Source organism: Hymenobacter sp. M1-2 (genome assembly GCF_057808495.1).
In genome coordinates, this window is sequence record NZ_JBTYZO010000005.1 from 99,084 (window position 1) to 125,781 (window position 26,698).

The following is a 26,698-nucleotide window of genomic DNA, read 5'->3' on the forward strand; positions in this document are numbered from 1 at the left end:
ATGCGGTGCCGTGCCAGTTGCGCCACCGCGTAGGAACTCGCCTGCGGCTCGTGCGCGGAACAGATTTCCACGCTACACTTGCAACAAAAAGCCTCCGCATCTTCCGGCGCAGAGGCTTTTCTGGCATTTTTCAGCGGAGCTTATTCGGCAATCTTAGTCACTCTGAACTCCGTGCGACGGTTGCGCTGGAACTGCTCTTCCGTCTTGGCATTTTTGATTTCCGGACGAGTCTCGCCGTAGCCTTTGGCCGTAATACGCGCCTTGTTGATGCCCTTGGAAATGATATAGTCCACGGCAGATTGAGCGCGGCGCTGCGAGAGGGCTTGGTTGTAGGCATCCTTACCGCGGGAGTCGGTGTGGGAGCTGAGCTCGATGGTGATTTTCGGGTTGTCGTTCAGCGTTTCCACCAGCTTGTCCAGCTCCACCGCGGCGTCGGGCCTGATGTCAGCCTTGTTGTAGTCGTAGAAGATGTTGTCGACGCGGATGGCGCGATTTTTCACGATTTCCGTCAGCGTCAGCGCCACCGGAATCCGGATGTCGTTCATCTCGTTCACCAGCTGACTTTGTGGTGGTTTGCGGCCCACCGTGCTTAGCGGGGCACGAGCCGTAAAGAAACCAGCCCGGTCGGCCACCAGCGCGTAGGTAGCGGCTGCCGAATCGAGCTTGATGCTGAATTTACCTTCGGCATCCGTCGCCACGGTTTGCAGTTTCTGGCCATCCCGACCAAACAGCACCACTTCCTCGTTGCTGGCTGGTGCTGTAGCCCCCGTTTTCTCATTGCGAGTTATCACTGTGCCATCGGCATAGAAAGTAACAAGCTTGAGCGGCTTTTTGCGGAAGGTGTACAGGTCGTCAGAGCCTTTGCCGCCCGCACGGTTGGAGGAGAAAATGCCCATCTCCTTCGTCGTGAAATACGGTGCGAAGTCGTCGCCGGAGCTATTGATGGGGGCTCCTAGATTGGTCACCTTGCCTTTCTCGACCATGAAGATGTCGAGCTTGCCTAGGCCGGGCTGTCCGTCGGAGGAAAAGTACAGCGTGCCATCGGGCGCTACCGCTGGGAAGTTCTCGTTGCCAGGAGTGTTTACCTGGTCACCCAAGTTTTCAGCAGGCGAGAAACGACCATTAGGACCTAAAGTAGCGCGGTACAAGTCATTGCCACCCAAGCCGCCTTTACGGCTGGAAGCGAAGTACAACGTCTGGCCATCGGCAGCAAAAGCTGGCGAGAAATCATCGGCCGAGCGGTCGTTGATGTTGGCCAGTACTGGCTCGCTCCAGGCGTTGTTTTTGAAATACGAAATCCAAAGGTCAACGCTCAACAAGCCCTTTTTCGAGCCGTTGTTGGAGCGCGCAAACACCATTGTTTTGCCGTCGGGCGTGTAGGTGGCGCTGGCCTCGTGCTTGTCTTCGGTATTGAAAAGCGGCTCCAGCTTACGCACCGTGCCACCCGTCATCTTCGCCGCATCATCGAACTTGACGGCGTACAGATCAACGAAGTTCTCCCCGTTGCCAAGGTACTTTTTACCCTCCCGGCCCGAAGCAAACACCAGCTCTTTGGTGTCGGGCATAATGGTGGAGCCAAACTCCGACGACGGTGTATTTATCTGGTCGAGCGAAGCCACTTCATTGTTGGACTGCATCGCCACAATGGTGGTGGCCATCTTAGCATTCCGCGACTCCAGCTCCGCCCGAGGCGCCAGGGGCCGAGCGGCATTTGCCTGCGTGTAGGCATCAAACTGCTGAGCTGCCTCATCGTACTTGCCGTTGGCTTTCAGAGCCAGTCCGTAGTAGAACGAGGCATCGGGCACTTTTACGCCGCCAGCAATGGCGGCTTTGTAATACTCTTCGGCCTGCTCAATCCGGTTGGAAAGCCGGTAAGACTCTGCTACACGGTAATTCGCCGCAGCCGGGTTTTTGCCCTTCGTAACATCGGCTTTATAAAGCTCAATAGCGGTTTCATATTCGCCACGGGCGAAGCGCTTGTCAGCTTTGCTGCCGCCGCCGGAAGTTGCGCAGCCGCTAAGCAAGGCAGAGGAGCCGGCCGCAGCGCAAATCAATAGGAATCTCTTCATAACGTGGTGGAGGGTGGAGTTGAAAACGAGGCGACTTTCAATTCAGCTAACCAGGGTCTAATAATACTAAGTTTGGATAGTATTATAGCCGAAAGGCAAATCTACTTCATTCGTTAGGTGAAATACCGAGCCAGCCACGTAGTGCTTGCTGGTCCAGGAAACAACGTTGCCAAACCATCTTTTCGCGCTACCGTCGCGTCAAAATAGGGAGTAGAAGGAGTAAGCTCTCCGGTTTCGATAGCCGTTCGTAGCTGGCGCCGGTCCAAGAGCTTCACCTCGCCAGCCACTAGAAAGGCCAACTGAGACTTTTCCAGCAGCGACACTCCCAGGTGCGTTTCCAGCTCGCGCACAAATCGTACCGAAGCATCAATGGAACAGCCGCTAGCATCGGCCACTGCCTCATCAAGACCAACCACCAAGAACTGGTGGTGCAACACTGCCAACGAAGCCTGCAACGTGCGGCCGTGGCTGGTCCACTCATCAGCAAAACGACTCAGTAGCGGCTGAATAGCGGTTTCTTCGCTGTCCGTCAGCGGACGATTTGATTGGTAAACCCAAATGCGAGCTGAAGCCGGCAGCTGGTCGAAAGGAACGTACATAAGGTCTAGCCTCAGAAAACAAACAGGTAGCGCACGGCTACTTCAGTACAAAGAAACAACCCCACCAGGAAGTTCCGGCGGGGTTAGACAATGTATGTGTCTTACTCGACGCGAAGCGGCTACACGTTCAGACCTTCGGCCGAAGCAATTAGCTCCGCCAAATCAAATACCTGCACATCCGATTCCCGCTCTTTGTTCTTGACGCCGTCGGCCATCATGGTCATGCAGAAAGGGCAAGCTACGGCAATCACGCTGCCGCCGTGGTTGGAGCCGGCGGGTAGTACGGGCGCGTTGCTTTCCACCCCTTTCAGATTCAGCAGCACGTCGGCATTGCCATCGAGGGTAGCCAAGGCTTCTTCGGCGCGCTCAATGTTGATATCCTTTTTGCCGGGCTCGGGCTCCTTCCACATTTGCGCGCCACCAGCGCCGCAGCAGAGGCCGTTGGTTTTGCAGCGCTTCATCTCCACTAAGTCGGCGTCTAGCACTTCCAGCACGGCGCGGGGCGCTTCGTAGATATTGTTGGAGCGGCCCAGGTAGCAGGAATCGTGGAAGGTGATGCGCCGCCCTTTAAAAGACTCGCCACCTTCCGCCGTCACACGGCCCTCGTTGATGAGCTGCTGTAGGAAAGTGCTGTGGTGAATCACCTCGTACTCGCCACCCAGCGCGGGATATTCGTTCTTGATAGTGTTGAAACAGTGTGGGCAGGCCGTTACTACTTTCTTGATGCCGTAGCCGTTGAGCGTGGTAATGTTCTGCATGGCCTGCATCTGAAACAGGAACTCGTTGCCGGCCCGTTTGGCCGGGTCGCCGGTGCAGCTTTCTTCCATGCCCAGCACGGCGTAGTTCACGCCTACGTGTTCGAGAATGCGTACGAAAGCACGAGTAACGCGCTTGTACCGGTCGTCGAAGGCGCCGGCGCAGCCTACCCAGAACAGGATTTCTGGAGTTTCGCCCCGGGCGGCCAGGTCGGCCATCATTGGAACAGATACGGGGCGTTTGGCAGTTTGCTCAGCCATATTTTTTAGGAGCTAGGAGTCAGGAGGTAGGAGATAGAACGGGCGTGGTACAGGAAAGACAAGAGTGTTTTAGCTCCTGACTGCCACGCCTACCTCCTTTTCGGCCACGTACAAGTCGTCGGCCCAGTTGAAACGGTCAGAGGGCGAGAAGGCCCAAGGAGCGCCGTTGTTTTCGATGTTGGAGAACATGACATTCAGTGAGTTCGGCGCCGCCGACTCTTCTAGCACCAGGAAGCGCCGCATCTCCACAATGCTTTCCAGCGGGTTGATGTTCACAGGGCAGGCTTCTACGCAGGCGTTGCAGGTGGTGCAGGCCCACAGTTCCTCCGGCGTCACGTAGCCGCGCAGCAGCGTGTGGTTTTCCTTGCCGAGTTGCTCCTGCGACTCGTGCTTGGCTTCCTGGCCGTAAAGGTTGGGGCTGAAAATCAGCGGCGAGTTGTACTTTTCTTCCACCCGGTCGCGGGTATCCATGATGATTTTGCGCGGCGACAACAGCTTGCCCGTCAGGTTGGCCGGGCACACGGAGGTGCAACGTCCGCACTCGGTGCAAGAATAGGCGTTGAGCAGGTTGGTCCAAGCTAAATCGTTCACGTCCTTGGCCCCGAAAGGCGTGGGCGCAACCTCGGCTCCTTCCGGCGTTACCGGCGTAGGCACCTGGTAGCTCGGATCCATCATGGCTTTCACTTCGTGCGTGATGCTCTCCACGTTCGAGAATTGCCCCTGCGGCATCATGCGCGAGAAATACACGTTCGGGAAAGACGTGATGATGTGGAAGTGCTTGGAGCTTGGCAGGTAATTCAGGAACAGTAAGATACCCACGATATGCGCCCACCAGCCCAGGCGTTCCAGCACGACCAGCGCGGTTGGGTTATCCGGGAACAACCCTACCAGCAATCCGCTAATAGGAAATGCGCCTGGCAAGTCCCGGCCTTCCAAGGCGTGCAGCTTCAAATCGGCAGCATTCATCGTGAACAGGGCCGCCATCAGAATCACTTCTACATACAGAATGATGTTGGCGTCCAGCTTAGGCCAAGCGCGAAGTTCCGGCCCGGTGAAGCGGCGGATTTTCTTCACGTTGCGACGCCACCAGAAAGCCACCACGGCCAGTATCACTAGCGCCCCTAGGATTTCGTTGGTGCCGGTAAGAGCCGAGTAGACCGGCCCAAGGAACTGCAACACCCGGTGCGTGCCAAACAGCCCGTCAATCATAATTTCAATGACTTCAATGTTGATGACAATGAAGCCGACGTAGACAATGAGGTGCAGAAACGCGGGCGTGAGGCGCTTGAACATCTTTTGCTGCCCAAAGGCAACTAGTAGGGTCTTCTTAAGCCGCTCGTTGGTGCGGCCGCTCATGTCCCGGTCGCGCCCGACAAGGATGTTGGCTCGAATCTTCCGCACTTGCCAGACAAACAGGCCGAAGCCCGCTATTGCCACCAGCAGGAAGATGATGTTTTGAAAAGAGAAATGCACGGGAGGAAAGGTGGGGTTGGAGTTTGCTCCGAAATATACTCGTTATGCATAACAAATTAAGAGTTTTGCGCGCAGAGTTTTCGGAATGAAGATTTTTTTAGGATACGACTTGTAGGTTGAAAATGGTTTACTACTTTTGTGCTCCCCAACGGTTACAACGGCCTTCGGGGCGCCCAGAGCTGGTAATGTAGCTCAGTTGGTAGAGCACAGCACTGAAAATGCTGGTGTCGTTGGTTCGATTCCAACCATTACCACGAAAACCCTCTTTGCAAATTGCAGAGAGGGTTTTTTGTTTTTTGCTGCTCTTTAACACAACCTACCAGTTCATAGAATAAGTTGCTGTTGTGCTATAATTCTTACTAAACCAGTTGCCATTGCTATTATAATTAGTATTTTTGCTTTCCGCGTTTCCCAAGCCTCAAACTGCCTTTTCAGCTATGAAACAGAACCAGTGCTATCAGATACGCTGCCGAGTTACAATGGCTGAAATGAGTTGCGGGCAGGTGGTGGCCACTCAAAAGATCGAGCACGATATTCTGAGTGATACCTATGAAGTGAGCGAGGTTTTTGCCGATTTGTACGAGCAGTTCCGCAGTCCGCAATTGCTAGGCTTGCAGATAGTTTCTATCGAGGGATGCCTGGCCGAGCAGCACGTATTGGCCTAACGTTGCGGCTATTGGATGGCCGGTAGCAGAACTGCTAACCGTACTTCTTGCTAGCCTCGGCTTTTGAATTGCTGAATGGCTTGCCGAGTGAAGTTGGACAAGACCAGTCGCCCGCTGATAGCCGCTCTTTCCAGGAGTAGCGCGTCCCAATGCTCCGTCCCTTCCCAAATGACTCGTTTAAGGTCGGCTAGAGCGGCGGGGTTGTAGGCGGCAAGCTTGGCAGCGAAGGTCTGAACTGCGGTGTCCAGGGCTTCCGTTGATTCTACCACTTCGGCGTACAGTCCTTTTTCGCGCGCCCAGCTGGCGGAGCGAAATTCGGCGGCATCCAGCGCCAGTTGGGCGTAGGCGGCCACGCCAATCTTGCGCTCCACAGCTGGACCTACTACAAACGGCCCAATACCGACTACCAGTTCACTTAGCTTAACGGCTGCCTGCGTGGTAGCAAAACAGTAATCCGTAGCGGCGGCCACTCCCACTCCGCCGCCAATAGCTTTGCCCTGCACGCGCCCGATGACAATTTTAGGGCAGGTGCGGCAGGCGTTAATCACCTTGGCGAAGCCAGAAAAGAACGACAAACCTTGTGCTTCATCTTCAATGACAATCAACTCATCGAAGCTGGCTCCGGCGCAGAAGGTTTTTTCGCCTTCGCTCTTGAGGATGATGACCTTAGTCTGAGGATTCTGGCCTACGGTGGTAATCGTTTGGGCCAGCTCCGTCAGCAAACTGCCGGGCAGAGAATTGTGGGAAGGGTGGAAAAAGGAGATGGTAGCAACGCCAGCGGCATCGGTGGAAGTGGTGACGTGGCCGGCAGTTAGCGTGGTGGTTGTCATGGGGTATTGATGTTTCTCGCAGTGTTGGCGCAGTGTTCAGTCGTCAGCACACTGCGAAACACTGCGTCAACACCGTGGAACACTGCGAGAAATGGAAACTAGACTTGTTCGCGCTTCTTTACCATTGTTAGGATGGTGGCTACGGCTACGGTTTCGCCGGTTTGGTCGGTTACGTCTACCAGCCAGCGCACGATGCCCTTCGCCACATCCTCTTCATCCCGCTTTTCCTGACCGATCTTCTCTTTTACAGTGAGTTTCACGCCGATAGTTGTGCCGGGGTAAACCGGCTTGGTGAAGCGGCACTCATCGAGGCCGTAGTTGAGCAGAACCGGGCCTTTGCGCGGGTCGACGAACATGCCAGCGGCTTTGCTGAGAATGTAGTAGCCGTGCGCTACGCGGCCCGTGAAGAGCGTGCCTTCCAGCGAAGTAGCATCTACGTGCGCATAGAAATTGTCGCCCGATACGTTGGCGAAGTTACTGATGTCGGCTTCCGTGACGGTGTGCTTGTGCGTCACGTAGGTTTCGCCGATTTCCAGCTCCTCGAAGTACTTCTGGAAGGGATGCTTGTCGTACTCTTTCTGCTTGGCGCCCTGCTGGTACACGTCCGTGATGGCCGTCAGCATGGTGGGTGAGCCTTGGATGGCAACGCGCTGCATGAAGTGCTCCACGCCGCGCACACCGCCCATTTCCTGGCCGCCACCGGCCCGGCCTGGCCCGCCGTGAATCAGGAGTGGCAGTGGGGAGCCGTGCCCGGTGCTTTCCTTGCTCATCTCCTCGCTCAGCACCAGGATTCGCCCGTGGTGCGTGGCCGCGCCCAGTACGAATTCCTGCGCCACGCCGGGGTCAGCGGTGGCTACAGAGCAGACCAAGGAGCCTTTGCCCATGTTGGCCAGCTTAATGGCTTCCTCCACATCCTTGTAGGGCATGAGCGTACTCACGGGGCCGAAGGCTTCTACTTCGTGGGTGTCGGTGAAGCGGAACGGCTCGGAGTTGAGCAGCACGATGGGTGAGAAGAAGGCGCCGGTTTTGCAGTCGCCCCCGATGACCTGCACGTTGTCAAGGTCGCCGTAGACGATGGGCGTATTTTGGGCCAATTGGCGCACTTGCTCGCGCACGCGCTTCACCTGGTCCATGCCAGCCAGCGCGCCCATGCGCACGCCTTCCGCCAGCGGGTGGCCAATGGTAGTTTGGGCCAACGCCTTACCCAAGGCAATCTGCACATCTTCAAGCAGGTGCTCGGGCACGATAACGCGGCGGATGGCGGTACATTTCTGCCCGGCCTTGGCCGTCATTTCCTTGCGCACTTCCTTGATGAACAAGTCGAACTCCATCGTGCCGGGCACGGCATCGGGGCCGAGTATGGCTGAGTTCAACGAATCGGCTTCCATGTTGAAAGGCACGGCTTCCGCCAAGATGCGCGGGTGGGCCTTCAGCTTACGGCCGGTTTCGGCCGAGCCGGTGAAGGTTACTACGTCCTGGTACGTGACGTGGTCGAGGATGCCTTGGCCGGAGCCACACACGAGCTGGAGTGCACCCTCGGGTAGGATGTTGGAGGCAATGATTTCGCGCACCACGGCTTCGGTGAGGTAGGCTGTGGGCAGAGCGGGCTTCACGATGGCTGGCATACCCGCGAGCAGGTTCACGGCTATCTTCTCCAACATGCCCCAAATAGGGAAGTTGTAGGCATTGATGTGAACTGCTACGCCCTCCTTAGGCACCATCAGGTGATGCGCGATGAACGAGCCGCCCTTCGACAAGCCGATTGGGTCACCGTCGAGGTAGAAGGGCTTGTCGGGGAATTTGCGGCGCAATGAGGCATTGGCAAACAGGTTGCCGATGCCGCCTTCGATGTCAATCCAGGAGTCGGCGCGGGTGGCGCCGCTGCGGTAGCTCAGGGTATAGAACTCCTCCTTTTTGCTGGTCAGGTGCAGGGCCAGCGCCTTGAGCATTCGGCCCCGCTCGTGGAAGGTCATCTTGCGCAGGGCCTTGTTGCCCTTGGCGCGGGCAAACTCCATCATGGCGGCAAAATCGAGGCACTCGGTGCTAGCTACGGCAATGACTTCGCCGGTGCACGCGTCGTAGAGTTCCTGTTCGGGGCCGGAGCCAGCAGTCCAGCGGCCGAGGGCGTAGTTTTCGAGAATTTGAGTCATGTGGGTGGGACCTCACCCCCTAGCCCCCTCTCCAAAAGAGAGGGGGAACTAGTTTTTAGAACTAGCTCCCCTCCTCAGATGAGGAGGGGCTGGGGGTGGTTGAAGATTTAGGGTTAGATATTTTAGAGCCAGGAGTCGTTCAACGGTGATCAACCACCCCTAACCCCTCCTTTCCAAGGAGGGGAACTAGTTTTTAGGCTAGTTCTCTCCTCTGCTGAAGAAATAAAATCAGGCTTTCTCGATGATGACTGCGTAGCCTTGGCCCACGCCTATGCACATAGTTACGAGGGCGTAGCGCTTGTTTTGGCGGTGCAGCTCGCGGGCGGCGGAGTTCAGAATACGGGCGCCGCTCATGCCTAGTGGGTGGCCCAGGGCAATAGCGCCGCCGTTGGGGTTTACGCGCGGGTCGTTGTCGTCAAGGCCGAGGTTGCGCATGCAGGCGAGGCTCTGCGCCGCGAAGGCCTCGTTGAGCTCGATGATGTCGATGTCGTTTAGGGTCAAGCCGGCTTTTTTGAGGGCCTGCTGGCTGGCTGGCACCGGACCAATCCCCATGATGCGCGGCTCGACGCCGGCTGCTCCCATCGCCACAATGCGGGCCTGGGGCTTAAGGTTGTGTTGCTTGATACCATCTTCCGAAGCCAGCAGCAGGGCCGCCGCACCATCGTTCAGGCCCGAGGCGTTGCCGGCCGTGACGGTGCCCGTTTTGCGGAAAGCTGGCCGCAGCTTAGCTAGTCCTTCGAGCGTGGTTTCGGGCTTCAAAAACTCATCTTCGGCAAACTCCAGCGGCTCGCCCTTGCGCTGCGGAATGCTGACCGGCACAATTTCCTCAGCCAACCGGCCGCTGCGCTGCGCCTGAGCAGCTTTTTGCTGCGAGTGCACGGCAAACTGGTCTTGATCTTCGCGGCTGATCTGGTACTGGTCAACCAGGTTTTCGGCGGTTTCGCCCATGGCGTCGGTGCCGTACTGCTGCTCCATCCGGGGGTTGATGAAGCGCCAGCCGAAGCTGGAATCGTAGAGCTGCGAGTCGGTACCGAAGCCTTTGGAGGGCTTGGAAACCACCAGCGGGGCGCGGGTCATATTCTCGACGCCGCCGGCTACGAACAGGTCACCGTCGCCGCTCTGGATGGCGCGGGCGGCGGCAATGCTGGCGGAGAGGCCCGAGGCGCAGAGGCGGTTCACAGTTTCGCCGGGTACGGTGGTGGGCAGCCCGGCCAGTAGTAGCGCCATACGGGCCACGTTGCGGTTGTCTTCACCAGCTTGGTTGGCGCAGCCCACTATGACGTCGGCTATGGCCGCCGGGTCCAGCGTGGAGTTGCGGCGCAGCAGTTCCCGAATGGTTAGGGCCGCGAGGTCGTCGGGGCGGACGGCGGCCAGGGTGCCCCCGAAGCTGCCAATGGGCGTTCGGATACCGTCGATGATATAGGCTTGCTTCATAGCGAAGGTTCTGATAGAATTTCGGTGCTGGTGCGGTAGGCCGTGCCTTTGAACAAGGCTACGAGCGCGCCATGCTGATTGGTGAGGCGAATCTGGTACACGCCGACTTTGTGCTTCAAGCTTTCCTCGCGGGCTTCCACCGTGATAATGTCGCCGAGCCGGCCGGCTTCGAGATAGTCCATTGTGACGGAGAGGCCCACGCTCTGGCGGCCGTGGCTGTTGCAGGCGAAAGCAAAAGCCGAATCGGCTGCCGCAAACGTGACGCCGCCGTGCAGCACCGCGAAACCGTTGAGCATCTCGGGCCGCACTGTGAAGTGCAGGCGGCAGTAACCAGCCCCTACTTCATCAATTTCCAGCCCGAGCCAGTGACTAAACGCATCTTGTTGGAACATACGTTCCAGCACGGCTTCGGCGCGGGCCTGGGCGGCGGGCACCTCACTCATGCGGAAAGAAATGTTGGTTGGCGCGCACCATACGGCGCAGTAGTGGGCTGGCGCGGTAACGGTCCTCGTGGTACTCCGCGTACAGGCCATCGAGCGTAGCCAGCACGGTTTGCAGGCCCAGCTCATCGGCCCAGGCCAGCAGGCCCTTGGGGTAGTTGACGCCTTTGGTCATGGCTAGTTCCAGGTCTTCTCGGGAAGCTACGTTCAGGACCAGCGCGTCTACGGCCTCGTTGATGAGCATAGCCAGAATCCGGTGCAGAATCAGCTGGCCCAGCTGCTCATCGTGCACGGGCTCAAGCGGCACGGCATCCGGCGCGTAGCTGTAGAAGCCCCGGCCCGATTTGCGGCCGTAGTAACCGGCCTCAAACAGCCTCTTCTGCGTAAAGGATGGCTTGTAGCGCGGATCAAAAAAGAACGAAGCAAAGACCGACTCCGTGACGCGGTAGTTCACGTCGTGGCCAATGAAATCCATCAGTGCAAACGGCCCCATACGGAAACCGCCCAGCTCGGTCATGGCCCAGTCGATGGTGGCCATGTCAGCAATACCTTCTTCCAGAATCCGAATAGCTTCGCCGTAGAAAGGCCGCGCCACGCGGTTCACGATGAAGCCAGGAGTGTCTTTGGCCAGCACGGGCAGCTTGCCCCAGCTTTGCACCAAGGCTTTAATTTCTTTGGCTAGTCCAGCGCGTGTTTGCACCGCCGGAATCACTTCTACCAGCTGCATAAGTGGAGCCGGATTGAAGAAGTGGATGCCCACAAACCGTTCCGGCCGTTGGCACGCGGCGGCAATAGAAGCAATGGACAACGAGGACGTATTGCTAGCCAGCACGCACTCAGCCGATACCACGTTTTCCACCTGCCGAAATACGGCCTGCTTCACTGCTAGGTCTTCCACGATGGCTTCCAGCACCAGCTCACAATCGGCAAAGGCCGCGTAGTCTTCGGTTGGACGCAAGTTAGCAGTGGCTTGTTCGGCGGCTTCGGGCGTGATTTTGCCTTTTTCCACCAGCTTATGCAGCGCAGTTTTGATACCAGCCAAAGCTCGTTGCAGCGCGTCGGCGTTTTGGTCGAGTAGGCGTATGGTATGGCCCGCCGTGGCTACCACCTGCGCAATGCCCGCACCCATAGCGCCGCTCCCGATAATGCCAATAATCATTGCCCGGTGAAGGTAGGTTGGCGTTTTTCGAGGAAGGCCGCCACACCCTCCCGGTAGTCGTCGGTGCTGCCAGCGCGGAGTTGATAGTCACCTTCGGCCCGGAGCTGCTGGGTGAGGTCGTTGCCGAAGGAGGCGTTGAGGAGTTGCTTGGTGTAGGCCAGGCCTTTGGTAGGCATGGCGGCCAGCTTCTTTACCAGCGCTTGTACCTCAGCTTCGAAGGTTTCATCAGCAAATGTCTTATAAATCATGCCCATTTGCACGGCTTCGGCGGCACTTACTTTGTCGCCGGTGAGCATAAGGGCGCTGGCTCGTTGCAAGCCGACCAGCCGCGGCAGAAAGTAGGTGCCGCCGCTGTCAGGAATCAACCCAATTTTGCTGAAAGCTTGGATGAACGAGGCCGATTCTTTCGCTACCACCACGTCGCAGGCCAAAGCCAGATTGGCACCGGCCCCGGCGGCTACGCCGTTCACGCCCGCTACCACCGGCTTTTCCAGCGCCCGAATCAACTCCACAATTGGGTTGTAGAGCTTCTCTACTATTTCGGCTACTTCTGGGCTGTCGGGGCCCGTGATTTCCGCCAGGTCCTGCCCGGCGCAAAAGGCTTTGCCGGTGCCCGTAAGCAGCACGGCTCGCACCGCCGGATTTTGCTGGCACTCGTGCAGGTGTTGCTGCATAGCCAGCGCCACCTCGCGGTTGACGCTATTGAAGACCTGAGGCCGGTTGAAGCGAATCGTAGCGACGCCCCCGTCGATAGAAAAGAGCAGAGAAGATGTTTCGGACATAGTTGGTGGCCTCATTTTCTAGCCCCCGGTCTGCTTGAGGCGCAGAGCCCGCGAAAAGATAAACTACCGGAAATGGTACGCTTGTTTTTCTCCGCAGGCAAGGCTGTGAATGAATGCTTATGGAAGTGGTTGAGAAACTGTTTTCGGATGATGCGGGCAAGCCTTCAACTATGACATTTGAAATAGTCAAACGGCTCCAGACAGTCGTTGCACTGGTAATGGGCTTTGCAAGCAGTAGACCCAAACTGACTGATCAAGTGTGTGTTGCCGGACTTGCAGAGCGGACAGCGCACAGCAGTATCGGCGCCGAACAGGTTGAGCAAATGCCCCGTAGCGGTGCCATCTACCGGCGGCGCAATGCCGTAAGCCTCCAGCTTCTCACGGCCCGCCTGCGACATCCAATCCGTGGTCCAGGCGGGGCTGAGCTGGTTATGAATGTGAAGTTTGGTGATGCCCTCCGCCAGCAGCCGCAGCCGAATATCGGTGGCAATGGTGTTCATGGCTGGGCAGCCGGAATAGGTGGGCGTGATGGTTACGTGCACTTCTTCGCCACTCAGCCGCACGCCGCGCACGATGCCCAGATCCAGGATGCTGAGCACAGGCACCTCGGGGTCCGAAACTTCTTCCAGCAATTGCCAGATACTTTCCTCGGTCGGGGCAGACGCGGTAGTTACCATTTCATGCCGGGATAGGTGCGTTGCATGTATTGCAGCTCCGCCAGAATATAGCCCAGGTGTTCGGAGTGCCGACCATCCTTGCCGCCCTTCTGCATGAATACGCCCTGGGGCACTGGCAACGTTGCTTCATAGAACACCTTCGCTACATGCGCCTCCATATTGGGAAGCAGCGTGGCATAATCGGGCACCAGGCCAATGGTTTGCAGGGCTTTTTCGGTGACTGTAAGAGTAGTTAGCTCGCCGGAATAACGCCACAGATTAGCCACAGCTTTTTCTACTCGCTGCCGGCTCTCTTTCGTCCCATCACCCAGCCGAATCACCCATTCCGAGCTCCACTTCAGATGGTATGCCGCTTCTTTCAAGGACTTCTCCGCGATGCCCGCCAGCCGCTCATCAGGGCTGGTTTGGAGCTGTTGCAGGAAATGGTAATGGAAGTTATCGAACAGAAACTGGCGCACTACGGTATCCGCAAAGTCGCCGTTGGGCTGCTCTACCAGCAGCGGGTTCTTGTAGTCGGTGGCAATGCGCAGAAAAGCCAGGTCGTCCTCGGTCCGGCCCTGGCCTTCTAGTTCAGCGGCGTATTGGTAGAGGCTGCGCGTTTCGCCTAGCAAGTCCAGCGCAATGTTAGCCATGGCCAAATCCTGCTCCAAAATCGGCCCGTGCCCGCACCATTCGGATAGGCGGTGGCCCAGAATCAGGCTCGTATCAGCTAGTTGCAGTACGTAGTGGAACAGCTGTTGGCGCACTTCGGACGAGTACGCCGCCAACGTTGGCGTTTCGGTGGGAACAACTTGCATAACCGTCGGCTTTACATGTGCTTGATGGAATCCGGCACTTCATAGAAAGTGGGATGCCGGTATACTTTATCGTTGGCCGGGTCGAAGAAGGCCGCCGAGTCGTCAGGGTTGGAGGCGTGTACATGCTTCGACTCCACCACCCAGATGCTGACGCCCTCCAAGCGGCGCGTATACACGTCCCGGGCATTTTGGATGGCCATCGTGGCATCAGCGGCGTGCAGGCTGCCGACATGCTTATGGTCGAGGCCCTGTTTGCTGCGGATAAACACTTCCCACAGCGGCCATTCAGCTTGATTCATGATGTATGCTTGCTTCTATTGATGCTTGGTAGCGCCAGTTGGAAGGGTCCGTTGCTCACGGCGTTGAGCGATGAGTAAAAGATCGAGCATCGGCTAGCAAACCCACCAACTATGTCGGCCGCGGATAATCTGCTTCTAAGCGGCTTGACGTTGCTTACGTTTCTCAGCGTGGGCTAGCGCAGCTTCGCGTACCCAGGCACCTTCTTCATAAGCCTTCACCCGAGCGCCGAGCCGGTCTTTATTGCAGAGGCCGTTGCCTTTCACTACGGCCCAGAATTCTTCCCAGTCCACCTCACCAAAGTCGTAGCCGTTTTTGGCTTCGTTCCACTTTAGGGCCGGGTCGGGAACAGTCAGGCCCAGGAACTCCGCCTGCGGCACCATCATGTCCACAAATTTCTGGCGTAGCTCGTCGTTGGTGAAGCGCTTGATGCGCCAATTCATCGACTGCGCCGTGTTGGGCGACTCTTCGTCTTTGGGGCCGAACATCATGAGCGTGGGCCACCACCAACGGTTTAGAGCTTCTTTGGCCATGGCTTTCTGCTCCGGTGCGCCCTCGCACAGCGTCTGCATGATCTCAAAGCCCTGCCGCTGATGGAAACTCTCCTCCTTGCACACGCGCACCATGGCGCGAGCATACGGACCGTAGGAGGTGCGGCACAACGGTACTTGGTTCAGAATAGCGGCTCCATCCACGAGCCAACCCACGGTGCCCATGTCAGCCCAGCTCAGCGTAGGGTAGTTGAAGATGCTGGAATACTTGGCTTTACCCGAATGCAGGTCGGCCAGCATTTGGTCCCGGGAAGCGCCTAGAGTCTCAGCAGCGCTGTAGAGGTAGAGGCCGTGGCCAGCTTCGTCCTGCACCTTGGCCAGCAAAATGGATTTGCGCTTGAGCGAAGGAGCCCGCGTAATCCAGTTGCCTTCTGGCAGCATGCCAACCAGTTCAGAGTGAGCGTGCTGCGAAATCTGCCGGATCAGCGTTTTACGGTACGCATCGGGCATCCAATCTTTGGGCTCAATGCGAATGTCCGCATCGATGCGGGCCTGAAACTGCTCTTCGAGGGTGAGTTCTACCGTTTCCATGCGCTTTCAACAAAGTTAAACTAACATTCGTTAGTTAAAAGTAGAAAAAATGTAGCAGAAGCCGCATCTAATCTAGATAAATGCAGAGTGTTTACGCATCACAACTAAATATGAGATATAAACTATCTACGGAATGCAACCTCTGTTGTGGCAGTGAGCTCTTAAATTCAAAACGAATCCAAACGCACACCAAACAAGCTGTAATATGAAACTACCTAAAGCTTTACTCGGCGCCATACTCGTTGGCATGGCAGTCCAAACCACTGGCTGCAAGAAGGAGTCTGCAGAGCCTAAAGAAAAAGGCAAGAAAGAGGTAACCAAGACACCTGACAATTGCCCTGCTTGTGGCATGGGCTGAACAAGAGCAGTTAAAGCATGGCAGAAAAACCGACCATTTTATCTTCGATAGCCTGTAATCTGGACGCCGACATTCTATCGGCGGCCTTTCCTTTGTTGGAAGAAGGTCGGGTGGAAGCCATTGAGTGGTCTTTTGACACGCTTTTCTGGGCAGAGCAGATACCAGAATGGTTTTCTGCTCTGCTCAACACTTATAGCCAAGAGCAAAGGTTGATCGGCCACGGGGTGTTTTTCTCTTTGCTATCGGCGAAGTGGACCCAAGAGCAGCAGCAGTGGCTGGAGCAACTAAAACAGCTGTCGTCTCAATTTTCCTTCGACCATATCACGGAGCATTTCGGCTTTTTCACCGGCCAGAACTTCCATTATGGTGCTCCTCTCCCCATTCCGTACACCAGCATGAGCCTGCGCATTGGGCAAGACCGATTGAGCAGGATCTACGAGGCCTGTTGCTGCCCAGTTGGTTTGGAGAACCTGGCTTTTGCCTACGCACTGGATGAAGTAAAACGGCACGGAGAATTCCTGGAAAAACTGATTGAGCCAGTGAATGGCTTTATCATCCTGGATCTGCACAACCTCTACTGCCAGCTTCATAATTTCTCCGTTTCCTACGAAGAGCTAATTGATCTGTATCCGCTCGACAGAGTGCGAGAAATACATATCTCAGGAGGCAGTTGGGAGGAATCGGTGTTAGTGCCCAATCAGAAAATACGAAGAGACACGCACGACGACTCCGTACCAGAGGAAGTTTTTCAGCTGTTGGAACGCACCATTCCGAAGTGTCCTAATCTGAAATACGTTGTGCTAGAGCAACTGGGAAACGGCCTGAAAACGGAAAGTAGCCGCGAGTTATTCCGAGCCGATTTCTTGAGAATGGAAAGAGTTGTGCGTCAGAGCACACAGAACCGTTCCGAACATTTTAGCCAGCTGTTCCTGCCGTTACAGCCTTTGCAACTCGGCCCTGCTGTGGAAGATGCCGTGCTGCATGAGCAGCAGATTTATTTATCTCAAATTCTGGAAACGGCACCCTCGTTTGAAGAAGCCCAACGGCTACTCCACTCCTCGCTCTTAACTAACACGGCTTGGGCAATTGAGCACTGGCAACCACACATGTTGGAAAGTGCTGTCAGCATTGCGCAAAAGTGGAAGAAATAGCGCGGATACGGCGCCTATTGAAGATATGCAGCCTTTCTGAAGCAATTAGAAGAACGAGTTAAAGGCTAGTCTGCGAGTTATTATTGGTCAAAATCAACGGTTACCTTTTCCGAGGTGGGCCGCGCTTGGCAGGTTAGAATGTAACCTTTCGCTACTTCCGTTTCAGAAAGAGAATAGTTAACGTCCATCTCTGCTTGGCCGGCCGTTACGCGGGCGCGACAGGTACTGCACATGCCGTTTTTGCACGAATACGGAGCATCAGCGCCGGTTTCCAGCACGGCGTCTAGAATGGTGTTGCCGTAGTACGACATTTCCAGCAGTTGTGAGTTTCCATCAAGCTTTACCGTTACTTGGCTGTGCTTGTCGTCCTCGCCAGCCACATGGGTTTTAGTAGGACCCGCTTGCTTCTTCGCGCCACCAGCCGCCGACGTAAACATCTCGAAGTGAATCTTCTCCGCCGCCACGCCCGCGTCCGTCAATGCCGCGCGGACGCCGTGTATCATCTCCTCCGGGCCGCAGATAAAACATTCATCAATCTGCTCAGGCGGTAAGATTTTGCCTAGGAACTGCCGAGTTTTTGCCTCATCGATCCGACCAAAAAACAAATCGGTACCACCCTGTTCCCGACTCAGGATGTGGTACACGCTGAGCCGACGCAAAAACTTGTTTTTCAGCCCCTCAATGGCTTCTTTGAAGATGATAGAGTTTCGGCCTCGGTTGCCATAAATCAACGTCACACGGCTATTCGGCTCAGTGAGCAGAATGGTTTTTACAATGGAGAAAACGGGAGTAATACCGCTTCCCGCCGCGAAAGCCACGTAATGTTTGGCGTTAGTAGGGTGCAGTTCCGTGAAAAAGCGACCCGCCGGCGGCATTACTTCCAACTCCTCCCCGACTCGCAGAGTATCGACTGCCAGCGAAGAAAAACGACCCTCCGGTACCTTCTTGATGGCTACCTGCCACTCATTGTCGAGCGGGCTGCTGCAAATAGAATAGGAGCGGCGCAGTTCCTCGCCATTGTGCTCCCGCCGAAAAGTGAGATACTGCCCCTGCGTAAAGCGAAACGTGTCGCGCAACTCAGCTGGTACGTCCAGCGAGAGGGTTACGCAGTCGGACGTCTCCCTGGTGATACGCTTGATTTTGACTTTGTGGAACCGGCTCATGCAATTGGTTTCGCCAAGCCATTCAACAGAATGGTCATGATATTTTGTTCTAATTCTTTGGCCGAGATACCACGGCCCGGACGGTACCAAAGCTCCACCCAGCGCACCGCCGAGAGAACTGTAAACAAAGCCACCGACACGTTTACTGGCTGCAACTCGCCCGCCGCAATACCTTTCTCAATCAGGTCCGCAAAACCTTTTTCGTAATTCTTGCGAGCCTCTTTGAAAGCTGTAAGCTTTTCGCCCGTCAGATATTTCCAATCGTTATTCGCCACCGATACCGCTGCACCATCTTCAATCATCAGACGGATGTGTAGTCTAATTAGAGCTTTGATTTTGTCTACATACGAGGCGTCTGTCTTTTCTATTTCAGCGAGCTGTGAGATATAGGTGTTCGAGATATGAAAGCAAATGTGCTCTAAAAGCTCCTCTTTGGAGTTGATATGGTTGTACATGCTGGCCGCTTCCATACCTACCTGGGCGCCTAAATCGCGCATAGAGGTACCACTGAAGCCGCGCGCCTTGAATAGTTTGGCTGCTTCTTCCAATATAAGCTGGCGCTTGTTGACTTTACTCTTCTTCGCCATTGAGTATTTGAGAGCGTAATCAGGCACCACCTTCAGTAAAATTCTACTTTAGGTGCTAACAAAAGATTAAAAGTACAGGCTCGATCTGCACGAAACAAACGTTCGTTAGTAATCTTCGTTATTCGTGTCACTTCTCATTACTGCACTAAGCATGCTTCAAGTGAGTGTATACTCACCCAAAAAAAGCGAACACTCATTAGTTTATCTTAAAGTTTGCTTAATATTGCTCCCACTATCAGGTAGCCAATCCCCCCAGCAGCCTGGTAGCCAATTCCCACATTACTTGCTAACTGACTCCCACCCCAGTTGGCTCCTGCTCTTCGACAGCCGTCAGGATAATAGCGCCCATCTCGCGGTTTTCGAAATCCTACACCGGCCGAATTGGTATCCTACCAATTCGGCCGGTTTGCGTTTAGGGCTTTTCGTGCGTCAGCACGCCGTACCATATTGCTGGCTAAGCAACGAATAGCAGGGCTATTCTTTCACTCTGCATTGAGTGGAAATTGATTTTCAGCCAGACGGAATCAAGTTCTCCATTCTGATTTGATAAGCTGTAGGCCGTCTTGCTTATAAGTAGCAGCCAACAACAAGTATCGCTGCTTCAGGTGTGAAAAAGAGCAATGAATACCGCCCCCCGTAGCAAAACAACCCCCTTGCTTTTATAAACAGAGCTGGACGCTATGGCTCTGCTTCTCAGGGCGCTTCTTATATTAGGAATAAGGTGTGTATAGAGGTTTAAAAATATTTTTTCAGGCACAATAAATCCAACTGCTCAGGTTGAGGCGTAAGTGCTGCCAAATCAAATAAACTCTACTCCTCTTTCTCACATTCATGAAGAAGAACCTGCTTTCTTTCGCTCTGGTGGCCTTGATGGGCGCCGCAACTATCTCCTCTGCTTCGGCTCAAGCTACCATGACTCCCGGTACTGTATCAGTGGGTGGCAAGGCAATGTATCCGAATAAGAACATTGTAGAAAACGCCGTTAACTCTGCTGACCACACCACGCTCGTAGCTGCTGTGAAGGCCGCTGGTTTGGTAGAAACGTTGCAAGGCAAAGGTCCCTTCACCGTTTTTGCTCCTACCAACGCTGCTTTTAACGCCCTGCCTGCTGGTACGGTAGAATCCCTGGTGAAGCCGGAGAGCAAAGCCACGCTCACCAAAATCCTGACCTACCACGTAGTAGCCGGCAACATGACGGCCGATAAGATCATGTCGGCTATCAAGGCTGGCAAAGGCACCGCTACGCTGAAAACCGTGAGCGGCGGCACCCTCAAAGCCATGATGAATGGCCCGAAGAACGTAGTACTGGTCGACGAAAAAGGTGGGGTATCGACCATCTCAACCTACGACGTTATTCAGAGCAACGGCGTGATTCACGTTATCGACAAAGTGTTGATGCCCTAATCTGGCCTACCTGCTAGTATAGCAAAAAGCGCCTTCCTGTATGGGAAGGCGCTTTTTTTATGTTTATCAATCTCGTGCCATCTAAACTTACGGACAATTCTGTCGTCGGGCTTCGTCGGCGTAAGCGTAGCCGAGGCGCACGGCCCGCTGAAAAAACTCGCAGGCTGCTGGGGCGTTACCTTCCTGCTGCGCCACCCGGCCTAGCAGAAAATGCACCTGCCCGTTGCGAGGATTGGCTTCCAACACTTGCCGGTAGTCGAGCCGGGCTTGCGCTAAGTCCTGCAGCTTGTAGTGGGCCAAGCCTCGGTACGTTAAGTACTTCACCGAGAGCGGCTGGCCTGCTGCTGCCCGCTGCCGTAGTCCAACAGAAAGGTCTTCGATAGCATTGACAAAGCTGTATTCCTCAAACAAGCGCAACTCACCACGCGCCAACCACGCGCCACTCTGCGTTGAATCGAGGGCTAGGGCATATGTCAAGCTTTGTTCGGCTGCTGCCGTTTGCCCCAAACTAGCCTGACACTGTCCTAGTCGGAACAATAATTCGCCCCGTATTGTGGGCTGTTCAGTTGCGGCCAGCGCGGCTTGGTAGTCGGCTTGAGCAGCCCGGTAGTTTCGGTTTATCAGTTGTTCTATTTCGGCGCGGCGGCGTAAGGCCGGACTGTATTCCGGTTTGAAGTGCAACGCTTCTGAAAAGTAGGCGTGCGCCGTTTCCCATTTGGCTTGCCGGTAGGCCCGCAACCCATCTTCATAGTTGCTCAGGGCCGTTACGTGGTCCATCGTTACCTTCACCGACAACACAAACAGCAGTAGCCCGGCCAGCATGCCGAACGTGAGCACGTAGTCGCGGCGCGTAAACTTGCGCTGTTTGGCAATGGGACGGTAGTGGCGCTCCACCGAACCCGCCGGCCGCCGGGTGCGCAACGGGGCGGGCGGCGGCATGGGCACCCCATACACTCGTTGCGTGGGCACGCGGTACTGTTGCTGCCGCCGTAGCTCCGCCGCGCGCAGTTCGGCTTGCCGCAATTGGTGGTCGTAGGCGCCTCGCCGAATAGGGTCGCTCAACACGCCATAAGCCACTGCTACAGCCTTAAAACGCTCTTCGTAGAGGGGATTACCGCCGTGTTTATCTGGGTGCAACTCCACAGCCAGCCGCTTGTAGGCCCGCTTTACTTCCTGCTGAGTTGCGGTAGCTAGTATGCCTAATACCTGGTAATGATTTTGGCTCAAGATGCAGTGCGTTACCGGTAAAAGTACGGCAGATTTCAGACACCATGCCGCCTTTTCCGTATGAATGGGCTACCTGAAATTCTGGGATTGTGCCCTGATTTCAGACCCGACTCTGGTAACATGGTTTTCTGTAAATCTACTCCCGCATATGGGCATTTTCACCGACGAAGACGACGCAACTAAAACGCCCCGCAACGACAACATGCTCAGCAACCTGAAGGGCTACCTCGATACCCGCCTCGACTTGGTGCGGCTAGAGGTGCAGGAGAAGGTAAAAGCTGCTTTCGTGGGCACGCTGCACGGCGTGGCACTGGCCGCAATTGGCCTGTTTTTCTTCCTCTTCCTGAACATCTTTGTTGGCCTGTTGCTCAACGAGGCGCTGGATAGCTCGTATTGGGGCTTTGGTATACTTGCCGGTTTCTATCTTGTGCTGCTCATTATCTTCCTGGTAGGAGTCGACAAGAAGATCTTCCAGGGCGTAGCTGACAAAACGCTCGACAATACCATTTACAAATCCGACAAACGTCAAGCCTAACCCGACATGGCCGAACTGACCAACCCCCTGTTTGAAGAAGAAAAGGAGTTTCTAGAGCGTCAAAAGCTGGAGTACGAGCGTGCTATCCTCGGAGATGTGGAAGGCATCAAGGAAAAAACCCAGCAGGTAGGCAAGTACGCTGCTATCGGCGCGGGCTTAGTCGGCAGCATCTGGCTGATCAGCAAAGCGTTTGGCGGACGTAAAAAGAAGCACGACGAATTCGACGAACTACCTTCTTCGGGCCGTACCCACCGTAGCCTGCGCAAACGCAACCACACGGATGCCGACATCGCCACGGGTGATGATCTAGGCTTCGGCGCCAGTCAGCAGGTTACCTACCGTGGACCTTCGCAAGAGTTTCACGAGCGGGCTCATATTGCCCCAGACGTGTACCACGCTACCGCTCAGCCCGGCACCGACACGGAAGATCCTTTCCAGCCGATTGGTCCTTATGCGTTAGCGTCGGTGCCGCAGGAAGAAGAACATTCGTCTCTCTTGTCGGACACCCTACGGTCGTTCTTGCAGTCTGACACCGGCAAGGTTCTCGTAGCCCAAGCTACGGCTGTGCTCATGGCTGTAGTAGCTAAAAAAATAGGGGAGTATTTGCCGATGGTCAAAAATCCCGACCTTGCAACCACTCCGGCTTACGAGCCCGAAACCAAGGACATCGACTTTACTTTCCACGACGACGACGCGAATGCGCCTCACCAGCCTCTATGACGACCTCAACTATCGCCGCAAGCACGGCCGCAAGTCTTTGGCCGTCTTGCTCGACCCGGATAATCTAGATGAGGCGGGCTGCCAGGAGTTGCTAGCGCTGAGTGAAGCACATTCTATTGATTACTTTTTTGTGGGCGGCAGTCTGGTGATGAGTTCTCACCAGGCTGCCCTCATTCGTTTACTGAAGGCCCATTCGCCGGTGCCGGTGCTGCTCTTTCCCAGCCACAGCCTGCACCTCGACCCCCAAGCCGATGGTATTCTGCTCCTGTCGCTCATCTCAGGACGCAACCCTGAATTTCTGATTGGGCAGCACGTAGTGGCGGCGCCGCTGCTGCGCCAAAGCAACCTTCAGATTTTGCCCACCGGCTACCTGCTCGTCGACTCTGGCCGTCAAACCACGGCCAGCTACATGAGCGGTACCACCCCCCTGCCCCACGACAAACCGACCATCGCGGCCTGCACGGCCATGGCGGGCGAGCAGCTCGGTCTGCGCCTTATGTACCTCGACGGCGGTAGTGGTGCGTTGTATCCCGTTTCCACTGCCATGATTCGAGCCGTACGCCAAGCGGTGGAAGTCCCGTTGATAGTGGGCGGAGGCATCAACACGATTGAGAAAGCCGAGGCCGCCCTCACTGCCGGCGCCGATGTTATCGTGATTGGCAACCAGATCGAAAAAGCTCCTGCTTTTCTAGGTGAAACGGCCAATGTAGTGCGCAGCTTCAACGCCATGCTTGACATAGCGTAGTACTGGTTTATTAACCTTAAAACTAAAAACCACCTCAACCCTCTCACTGCATCATCGCAGCACGAAGCCTAAGGTGGTTTTACTTTTACAAGCACCGGCACTGAACCGGTGCTATCATTGCTTAAATATTCATGGCCGATTCGCGGCGGCGCATCTTACCGGCTGGAATGCCAAACATCATCTTGAAGCGACGGCAGAAATACGCGGTGTCTTTGTAGCCCACTTCCTTGCCAATGTCGCGGATGCTCTTCTTGGTAGTGCGTAGCAGGAACACGGCGCGCTCCATGCGCTGGTATTCGATGTAGTCCTGTGGGTTGATGCCGGTCAGCATTTTGAAGTACTGGCCTACATAGTCCTCGCTCACATTGGCCACGTTGCTGAGCACCTTATTCGAAAGGTCGCCGCCGATGTTCTCCTTGATGTAGTTGAACAAGTCGATGAGGCGTGGATCTTTGAAGTAGGTGCTGTTGGTAGCTAATTGCTCCACGAACATCTTGTTTTTCAAGATGTAGCGCACGATTTCCACTACAATATTTTCCGTGTAAATCGTGATCAGCCGCTCACGGCCGGGCAGCTCCTGCAAGCTTTCCTCTACCACTTTGATGACGAGGTTGGCCAGCTTAGAATTGTTGGAAATCAGGAAAGCCGGCACATCGAGCGAGGCGAAGAAGTTTACGGAGTCGAACACCTTGGCTTCAAAGCTCACAAACGAGTGGCTTTCTTCAGCGTCTCCAATCAAATCCAGGTCTGAATTAGAGTGGAAAAACTTATCCTTGTTACTAATCAGGTCGTCGTTGGTGATGACCTTGCCTGCTGCATCGCCATAGTTCACCTTGGTGGCGCGGCCACCGGGAATGAAGAGCATCTCACCTTCCTCTACGTTCTGCTCTTCTTCACCGAACGTGATGCGGCCCTTGTGCAGCAGAATAAGGTTATTGCCTACATCGTAGGAATTGCGCACCGTGAACGGCTGCTGCAACACCAGATTTTTCGCTTTGATGTAGCGTACACCAAGCGATTCTATCACTTTATTATAATCTTCCATCTTCTAAGGGTGGTTGGAGTGTTGTGGAAACCCGGTGGACGGGGTGGCTAGGCTTATCTAATGCAAATTAAGATATAAAAATTCACAAAAACGAAAAACCTAGCCAAAAAGTGGCTAGGTTTAATGCAATAGTTCTGAATTTTAGGCAATTCAGCCCGTATTTAGCTCTATTTCAGGATTTCCCGAGAGATTACAATTTTCTGAATTTCCGAGGTTCCCTCGTAAATCTGCGTGATTTTGGCGTCCCGCATCATGCGCTCAACGTGGAATTCCTTCACGAAACCATAGCCGCCATGAACTTGCACGGCTTCCACCGCCGTATCCATAGCAACCTTAGAGGCGAAGAGCTTCGCCATCGCGCCAGACTTAGCGTAATCCTGGTGCATATCCTTGTCGTAGGCGGCTTGCAGGCACAGCAGGCGAGCAGCATCAATGTTGGTAGCCATATCGGCCAGCTTGAACTGAATAGCTTGGTGCTGAGAGATTGGAACGCCAAATGCTTTGCGCTCCTTAGCGTACTTCAACGACAACTCATATGCCCCCGACGCAATGCCGAGAGCCTGTGCGGCAATACCAATGCGGCCACCAGCCAACACTTGCATGGCGAATTTGAAGCCGAAGCCATCTTCGCCAATACGGTTCTCTTTGGGCACTTTTACGTCGTTGAACATCAGCGAGCAGGTATCAGAGCCGCGGATGCCAAGCTTGTTCTCTTTCGGCCCAACCTGGAAGCCTTCCATGCCCTTCTCCACAATCAGCACGTTGATGCCGCGGTGCTTAAGTTCGGGATTGGTCTGGGCAATGACGAGGTACACGGAAGCCGTGGTGCCGTTGGTGATCCAGTTTTTGGTGCCGTTCAGGAGGTAATAGTCACCCTTATCCTCGGCGGTGGTGCGTTGGCTAGTGGCGTCAGAGCCGGCTTCGGGCTCCGATAGCGCGAAGGCTCCGATTATTTCACCGGAGGTGAGGCCCGGCAGATATTTACGCTTCTGCTCCTCGTTACCGTATTTCTCCAGCCCCCAGCACACCAGCGAATTGTTCACCGACATGATAACGGAGCAAGAGGCATCGACTTTGCTGATTTCCTCCATAGCCAGCACGTAGCTCACGGTATCCATGCCGCCACCGCCGTATTCGGGGCTCACCATCATGCCCATAAAGCCCAGCTCGCCCATCTTCTTGATTTGCTCGGCTGGAAACTTCTGGTGCTCGTCACGTTCGATTACACCGGCCCACAGCTCGTTCTGAGCAAAGTCGCGGGCAGCGTCGCGCACGGCAAGTTGTTCTTCCGTAAACTGAAAAATGGAGGATTGGGTGGCAGTTTGCATGGGATGGGAAGGTGGCCAGCGGCCTAAGGTAGTGGACGGGTGAGCAAGTACTCGGGCCGCGAAATTACGGATTCAGCGGCAGGCATTCAACACCGTACCAACCCGAAGAGTTGGCACTTGAAGGCTTTACTTGTCTTTTTTCATAAAAAAAGCCGCTCTGGAATACAGAGCGGCTTTTTAAGAGGTGGAGGCAAGCTCACAACTTAACTGTTGCGACGGTTACCCAAGAAGATGCTGACGTAGTAGAGCAAGGTAGCCAAGGAGCTAATGGCAGCTACTACGTAGGTCATAGCAGCCCACCACAGAGCGTCTTTCGCCATAGCGTGTTCCTGCGTCGTCACAATGCCACGCTTGTCAATCCAGGCCAAGGCCCGTCGGGAAGCGTCGAACTCAACGGGTAGCGTCACGAAGGAAAACAGCGTGGTGAGTGAGAATAAAGCGATACCGAGGCCAAGCGGCAACACTGTGGTCCGAATCATGAGCACGCCTGCCAACAGCACGAAAGGCATAAACCGCGACACAGCACTCAAGGCTGGCACCATCGCCGAACGGAACTGAAGCATGCTGTACGCCGTAGCGTGCTGCACTGCGTGGCCGCACTCGTGGGCCGCAACGGCTGCCGCCGCGGCACTACGCTCGGCGTAAACGGCTTCGCTCAAGTTCACGGTTCGGTCGGCGGGGTTGTAATGGTCGGTGAGGCGTCCTTCCGTGCTGATAACGCGCACATCAGTGATGCCGTGGTCAGCGAGCATCAATTCAGCAATCTGCTTGCCGGAAAGGTTGGATTGCAGGCCTACCTGGGCGTACTGGCTGAACTTGCTGCGCAGCCGCCATTGAATGAGCCAACTAACAACCATCGCCAAAATGACGATAAAGTAGATGGGACTTGCGTTGTAGTACATGAGAAGTTTCTGGTTTCTAGGTTCGGTTTCTAGCTGTCATTCCGACGGTGGCCGATGACTTAG

General features: G+C 55.2%; 27 protein-coding genes and 1 tRNA gene. 8 read left to right on the plus strand and 20 right to left on the minus strand.

What is annotated here, in order from left to right; translation table 11 throughout:
* Nucleotides 1–140: 140 nt before the first annotated feature.
* The 4 genes from ACYSMN_RS06650 to ACYSMN_RS06665 form a co-directional block, all read right to left on the minus strand.
* The gene (locus ACYSMN_RS06650; RefSeq protein WP_488923070.1) at nucleotides 141–2,069 is read right to left on the minus strand and encodes a CHU_0125 family OmpA-like outer membrane integrity protein; all 1,929 of its coding nucleotides are present in this window, start codon (nucleotides 2,067–2,069) and stop codon (nucleotides 141–143) included.
* A gap of 113 nt (nucleotides 2,070–2,182) precedes the next feature.
* Nucleotides 2,183–2,668: a hypothetical protein gene (locus ACYSMN_RS06655; RefSeq protein ID WP_488923071.1), complete on the minus strand. Its 486-nt coding sequence runs from the start codon at nucleotides 2,666–2,668 to the stop codon at nucleotides 2,183–2,185.
* Between the two features lie 119 nt (nucleotides 2,669–2,787).
* Nucleotides 2,788–3,642 (minus strand): (Fe-S)-binding protein, encoded by an 855-nt coding sequence (locus ACYSMN_RS06660; RefSeq protein WP_488923189.1) that lies wholly within the window; start codon nucleotides 3,640–3,642, stop codon nucleotides 2,788–2,790.
* A gap of 111 nt (nucleotides 3,643–3,753) precedes the next feature.
* Nucleotides 3,754–5,157 carry a 4Fe-4S dicluster domain-containing protein gene (locus ACYSMN_RS06665; RefSeq protein WP_488923072.1) on the minus strand — a complete coding sequence of 468 codons (1,404 nt, stop codon included), beginning with the start codon at nucleotides 5,155–5,157 and terminating at the stop codon, nucleotides 3,754–3,756.
* A gap of 181 nt (nucleotides 5,158–5,338) precedes the next feature.
* On the opposite strand from ACYSMN_RS06665, the gene ACYSMN_RS06670 reads away from it, so the two are divergent.
* Both ACYSMN_RS06670 and ACYSMN_RS06675 read left to right on the plus strand, forming a co-directional pair.
* Nucleotides 5,339–5,411: transfer RNA gene (locus ACYSMN_RS06670), tRNA-Phe, on the plus strand.
* A 183-nt stretch (nucleotides 5,412–5,594) separates the two neighbouring features.
* A complete protein-coding gene (locus tag ACYSMN_RS06675) occupies nucleotides 5,595–5,822 on the plus strand; it encodes a hypothetical protein (RefSeq protein WP_488923073.1) in 228 nt (75 codons plus the stop codon).
* Nucleotides 5,823–5,872: 50 nt separating this feature from the next.
* Here ACYSMN_RS06675 and ACYSMN_RS06680 read toward each other — a convergent pair whose 3' ends face one another.
* The 10 genes from ACYSMN_RS06680 to paaA form a co-directional block, all read right to left on the minus strand.
* Entirely contained in the window at nucleotides 5,873–6,652 is a 780-nt protein-coding gene (locus ACYSMN_RS06680) for an enoyl-CoA hydratase/isomerase family protein (RefSeq protein WP_488923074.1), read from the minus strand.
* A 98-nt stretch (nucleotides 6,653–6,750) separates the two neighbouring features.
* Nucleotides 6,751–8,802, minus strand: coding sequence for a phenylacetic acid degradation bifunctional protein PaaZ (gene paaZ / locus ACYSMN_RS06685; RefSeq protein ID WP_488923075.1), 2,052 nt, complete (start codon nucleotides 8,800–8,802; stop codon nucleotides 6,751–6,753).
* A gap of 228 nt (nucleotides 8,803–9,030) precedes the next feature.
* On the minus strand, nucleotides 9,031–10,236 hold the full coding sequence (gene pcaF / locus ACYSMN_RS06690) for a 3-oxoadipyl-CoA thiolase (protein WP_488923076.1): 1,206 nt from the start codon (nucleotides 10,234–10,236) through the stop codon (nucleotides 9,031–9,033).
* Nucleotides 10,233–10,679, minus strand: a complete 447-nt coding sequence (paaI, locus tag ACYSMN_RS06695) for a hydroxyphenylacetyl-CoA thioesterase PaaI (RefSeq protein ID WP_488923077.1) — start codon at nucleotides 10,677–10,679, stop codon at nucleotides 10,233–10,235. Before paaI ends, pcaF begins: the two co-directional genes overlap by 4 nt.
* Nucleotides 10,672–11,835 carry a 3-hydroxyacyl-CoA dehydrogenase NAD-binding domain-containing protein gene (locus ACYSMN_RS06700; protein ID WP_488923078.1) on the minus strand — a complete coding sequence of 388 codons (1,164 nt, stop codon included), beginning with the start codon at nucleotides 11,833–11,835 and terminating at the stop codon, nucleotides 10,672–10,674. Before ACYSMN_RS06700 ends, paaI begins: the two co-directional genes overlap by 8 nt.
* Nucleotides 11,832–12,617: an enoyl-CoA hydratase-related protein gene (locus ACYSMN_RS06705; RefSeq protein WP_488923079.1), complete on the minus strand. Its 786-nt coding sequence runs from the start codon at nucleotides 12,615–12,617 to the stop codon at nucleotides 11,832–11,834. The genes ACYSMN_RS06700 and ACYSMN_RS06705 overlap by 4 nt, the downstream gene beginning before the upstream one ends.
* 164 nt (nucleotides 12,618–12,781) lie before the next feature.
* On the minus strand, nucleotides 12,782–13,294 hold the full coding sequence (paaD, locus tag ACYSMN_RS06710) for a 1,2-phenylacetyl-CoA epoxidase subunit PaaD (protein ID WP_488923080.1): 513 nt from the start codon (nucleotides 13,292–13,294) through the stop codon (nucleotides 12,782–12,784).
* Entirely contained in the window at nucleotides 13,288–14,091 is an 804-nt protein-coding gene (gene paaC, locus ACYSMN_RS06715) for a 1,2-phenylacetyl-CoA epoxidase subunit PaaC (RefSeq protein ID WP_488923081.1), read from the minus strand. Before paaC ends, paaD begins: the two co-directional genes overlap by 7 nt.
* 11 nt (nucleotides 14,092–14,102) lie before the next feature.
* Complete coding sequence (gene paaB, locus ACYSMN_RS06720; RefSeq protein ID WP_488923082.1) at nucleotides 14,103–14,390, minus strand: 1,2-phenylacetyl-CoA epoxidase subunit PaaB; 288 nt, start codon at nucleotides 14,388–14,390, stop codon at nucleotides 14,103–14,105.
* 135 nt (nucleotides 14,391–14,525) lie between these two features.
* A complete protein-coding gene (paaA, locus tag ACYSMN_RS06725; protein ID WP_488923083.1) occupies nucleotides 14,526–15,470 on the minus strand; it encodes a 1,2-phenylacetyl-CoA epoxidase subunit PaaA in 945 nt (314 codons plus the stop codon).
* A 205-nt stretch (nucleotides 15,471–15,675) separates the two neighbouring features.
* Between paaA and ACYSMN_RS06730 the strand changes: the two genes are divergently transcribed.
* Nucleotides 15,676–15,828, plus strand: coding sequence for a chryseobasin-related MNIO class RiPP peptide (locus tag ACYSMN_RS06730; protein ID WP_488923084.1), 153 nt, complete (start codon nucleotides 15,676–15,678; stop codon nucleotides 15,826–15,828).
* A 17-nt stretch (nucleotides 15,829–15,845) separates the two neighbouring features.
* Nucleotides 15,846–16,979, plus strand: a complete 1,134-nt coding sequence (locus ACYSMN_RS06735; protein WP_488923085.1) for a multinuclear nonheme iron-dependent oxidase — start codon at nucleotides 15,846–15,848, stop codon at nucleotides 16,977–16,979.
* 80 nt (nucleotides 16,980–17,059) lie between these two features.
* Here ACYSMN_RS06735 and paaE read toward each other — a convergent pair whose 3' ends face one another.
* Both paaE and ACYSMN_RS06745 read right to left on the minus strand, forming a co-directional pair.
* Complete coding sequence (gene paaE, locus ACYSMN_RS06740) at nucleotides 17,060–18,142, minus strand: 1,2-phenylacetyl-CoA epoxidase subunit PaaE (protein WP_488923086.1); 1,083 nt, start codon at nucleotides 18,140–18,142, stop codon at nucleotides 17,060–17,062.
* Entirely contained in the window at nucleotides 18,139–18,756 is a 618-nt protein-coding gene (locus ACYSMN_RS06745; protein WP_488923087.1) for a TetR/AcrR family transcriptional regulator, read from the minus strand. Before ACYSMN_RS06745 ends, paaE begins: the two co-directional genes overlap by 4 nt.
* 804 nt (nucleotides 18,757–19,560) lie before the next feature.
* On the opposite strand from ACYSMN_RS06745, the gene ACYSMN_RS06750 reads away from it, so the two are divergent.
* Entirely contained in the window at nucleotides 19,561–20,133 is a 573-nt protein-coding gene (locus ACYSMN_RS06750; protein ID WP_488923088.1) for a fasciclin domain-containing protein, read from the plus strand.
* An 87-nt stretch (nucleotides 20,134–20,220) separates the two neighbouring features.
* On the opposite strand, the gene ACYSMN_RS06755 is transcribed toward ACYSMN_RS06750, so the two are convergent.
* Entirely contained in the window at nucleotides 20,221–21,360 is a 1,140-nt protein-coding gene (locus ACYSMN_RS06755) for a J domain-containing protein (RefSeq protein WP_488923089.1), read from the minus strand.
* A 148-nt stretch (nucleotides 21,361–21,508) separates the two neighbouring features.
* Here ACYSMN_RS06755 and ACYSMN_RS06760 point away from each other — a divergent pair, with 148 nt between their 5' ends.
* From ACYSMN_RS06760 to ACYSMN_RS06770, 3 genes are read left to right on the plus strand one after another with little or no spacing between them, the layout of a single operon-like run.
* Nucleotides 21,509–21,895 carry a phage holin family protein gene (locus ACYSMN_RS06760; RefSeq protein ID WP_488923090.1) on the plus strand — a complete coding sequence of 129 codons (387 nt, stop codon included), beginning with the start codon at nucleotides 21,509–21,511 and terminating at the stop codon, nucleotides 21,893–21,895.
* A gap of 6 nt (nucleotides 21,896–21,901) precedes the next feature.
* Nucleotides 21,902–22,615 (plus strand): hypothetical protein, encoded by a 714-nt coding sequence (locus tag ACYSMN_RS06765; RefSeq protein WP_488923091.1) that lies wholly within the window; start codon nucleotides 21,902–21,904, stop codon nucleotides 22,613–22,615.
* The gene (locus ACYSMN_RS06770; RefSeq protein ID WP_488923092.1) at nucleotides 22,593–23,360 is read left to right on the plus strand and encodes a geranylgeranylglyceryl/heptaprenylglyceryl phosphate synthase; all 768 of its coding nucleotides are present in this window, start codon (nucleotides 22,593–22,595) and stop codon (nucleotides 23,358–23,360) included. Before ACYSMN_RS06765 ends, ACYSMN_RS06770 begins: the two co-directional genes overlap by 23 nt.
* Nucleotides 23,361–23,481: 121 nt before the next feature.
* On the opposite strand, the gene ACYSMN_RS06775 is transcribed toward ACYSMN_RS06770, so the two are convergent.
* From ACYSMN_RS06775 to ACYSMN_RS06785, 3 genes are all read right to left on the minus strand, one after another.
* Nucleotides 23,482–24,405, minus strand: a complete 924-nt coding sequence (locus ACYSMN_RS06775; protein ID WP_488923093.1) for a helix-turn-helix domain-containing protein — start codon at nucleotides 24,403–24,405, stop codon at nucleotides 23,482–23,484.
* Nucleotides 24,406–24,572: 167 nt separating this feature from the next.
* A complete protein-coding gene (locus ACYSMN_RS06780; RefSeq protein WP_488923094.1) occupies nucleotides 24,573–25,733 on the minus strand; it encodes an acyl-CoA dehydrogenase in 1,161 nt (386 codons plus the stop codon).
* Nucleotides 25,734–25,936: 203 nt separating this feature from the next.
* Nucleotides 25,937–26,635, minus strand: a complete 699-nt coding sequence (locus ACYSMN_RS06785) for a zinc metallopeptidase (protein WP_488923095.1) — start codon at nucleotides 26,633–26,635, stop codon at nucleotides 25,937–25,939.
* Between the last annotated feature and the right edge of the window lie 63 nt (nucleotides 26,636–26,698).

Excerpts from the sequence above, each read along its gene's own strand:
- ACYSMN_RS06770 (WP_488923092.1), top strand. The coding sequence starts at position 22,593 with ATGCGCCTCACCAGCCTCTATGACGACCTCAACTATCGCCGCAAGCAC.
- ACYSMN_RS06775 (WP_488923093.1), bottom strand. The coding sequence starts at position 24,405 with ATGGAAGATTATAATAAAGTGATAGAATCGCTTGGTGTACGCTACATC.
- ACYSMN_RS06705 (WP_488923079.1), bottom strand. The coding sequence starts at position 12,617 with ATGTCCGAAACATCTTCTCTGCTCTTTTCTATCGACGGGGGCGTCGCT.
- ACYSMN_RS06765 (WP_488923091.1), top strand. The coding sequence starts at position 21,902 with ATGGCCGAACTGACCAACCCCCTGTTTGAAGAAGAAAAGGAGTTTCTA.
- ACYSMN_RS06750 (WP_488923088.1), top strand. The coding sequence starts at position 19,561 with ATGAAGAAGAACCTGCTTTCTTTCGCTCTGGTGGCCTTGATGGGCGCC.
- ACYSMN_RS06675 (WP_488923073.1), top strand. The coding sequence starts at position 5,595 with ATGAAACAGAACCAGTGCTATCAGATACGCTGCCGAGTTACAATGGCT.
- paaI (WP_488923077.1), bottom strand. The coding sequence starts at position 10,679 with ATGAGTGAGGTGCCCGCCGCCCAGGCCCGCGCCGAAGCCGTGCTGGAA.
- ACYSMN_RS06785 (WP_488923095.1), bottom strand. The coding sequence starts at position 26,635 with ATGTACTACAACGCAAGTCCCATCTACTTTATCGTCATTTTGGCGATG.
- paaB (WP_488923082.1), bottom strand. The coding sequence starts at position 14,390 with ATGAATCAAGCTGAATGGCCGCTGTGGGAAGTGTTTATCCGCAGCAAA.
- ACYSMN_RS06780 (WP_488923094.1), bottom strand. The coding sequence starts at position 25,733 with ATGCAAACTGCCACCCAATCCTCCATTTTTCAGTTTACGGAAGAACAA.
- paaC (WP_488923081.1), bottom strand. The coding sequence starts at position 14,091 with ATGCAAGTTGTTCCCACCGAAACGCCAACGTTGGCGGCGTACTCGTCC.
- ACYSMN_RS06735 (WP_488923085.1), top strand. The coding sequence starts at position 15,846 with ATGGCAGAAAAACCGACCATTTTATCTTCGATAGCCTGTAATCTGGAC.
- paaE (WP_488923086.1), bottom strand. The coding sequence starts at position 18,142 with ATGAGCCGGTTCCACAAAGTCAAAATCAAGCGTATCACCAGGGAGACG.
- ACYSMN_RS06730 (WP_488923084.1), top strand. The coding sequence starts at position 15,676 with ATGAAACTACCTAAAGCTTTACTCGGCGCCATACTCGTTGGCATGGCA.
- paaZ (WP_488923075.1), bottom strand. The coding sequence starts at position 8,802 with ATGACTCAAATTCTCGAAAACTACGCCCTCGGCCGCTGGACTGCTGGC.
- ACYSMN_RS06655 (WP_488923071.1), bottom strand. The coding sequence starts at position 2,668 with ATGTACGTTCCTTTCGACCAGCTGCCGGCTTCAGCTCGCATTTGGGTT.
- paaA (WP_488923083.1), bottom strand. The coding sequence starts at position 15,470 with ATGGAAACGGTAGAACTCACCCTCGAAGAGCAGTTTCAGGCCCGCATC.
- ACYSMN_RS06760 (WP_488923090.1), top strand. The coding sequence starts at position 21,509 with ATGGGCATTTTCACCGACGAAGACGACGCAACTAAAACGCCCCGCAAC.
- pcaF (WP_488923076.1), bottom strand. The coding sequence starts at position 10,236 with ATGAAGCAAGCCTATATCATCGACGGTATCCGAACGCCCATTGGCAGC.
- paaD (WP_488923080.1), bottom strand. The coding sequence starts at position 13,294 with ATGGTAACTACCGCGTCTGCCCCGACCGAGGAAAGTATCTGGCAATTG.
- ACYSMN_RS06660 (WP_488923189.1), bottom strand. The coding sequence starts at position 3,642 with ATGGCCGACCTGGCCGCCCGGGGCGAAACTCCAGAAATCCTGTTCTGG.
- ACYSMN_RS06650 (WP_488923070.1), bottom strand. The coding sequence starts at position 2,069 with ATGAAGAGATTCCTATTGATTTGCGCTGCGGCCGGCTCCTCTGCCTTG.
- ACYSMN_RS06680 (WP_488923074.1), bottom strand. The coding sequence starts at position 6,652 with ATGACAACCACCACGCTAACTGCCGGCCACGTCACCACTTCCACCGAT.
- ACYSMN_RS06700 (WP_488923078.1), bottom strand. The coding sequence starts at position 11,835 with ATGATTATTGGCATTATCGGGAGCGGCGCTATGGGTGCGGGCATTGCG.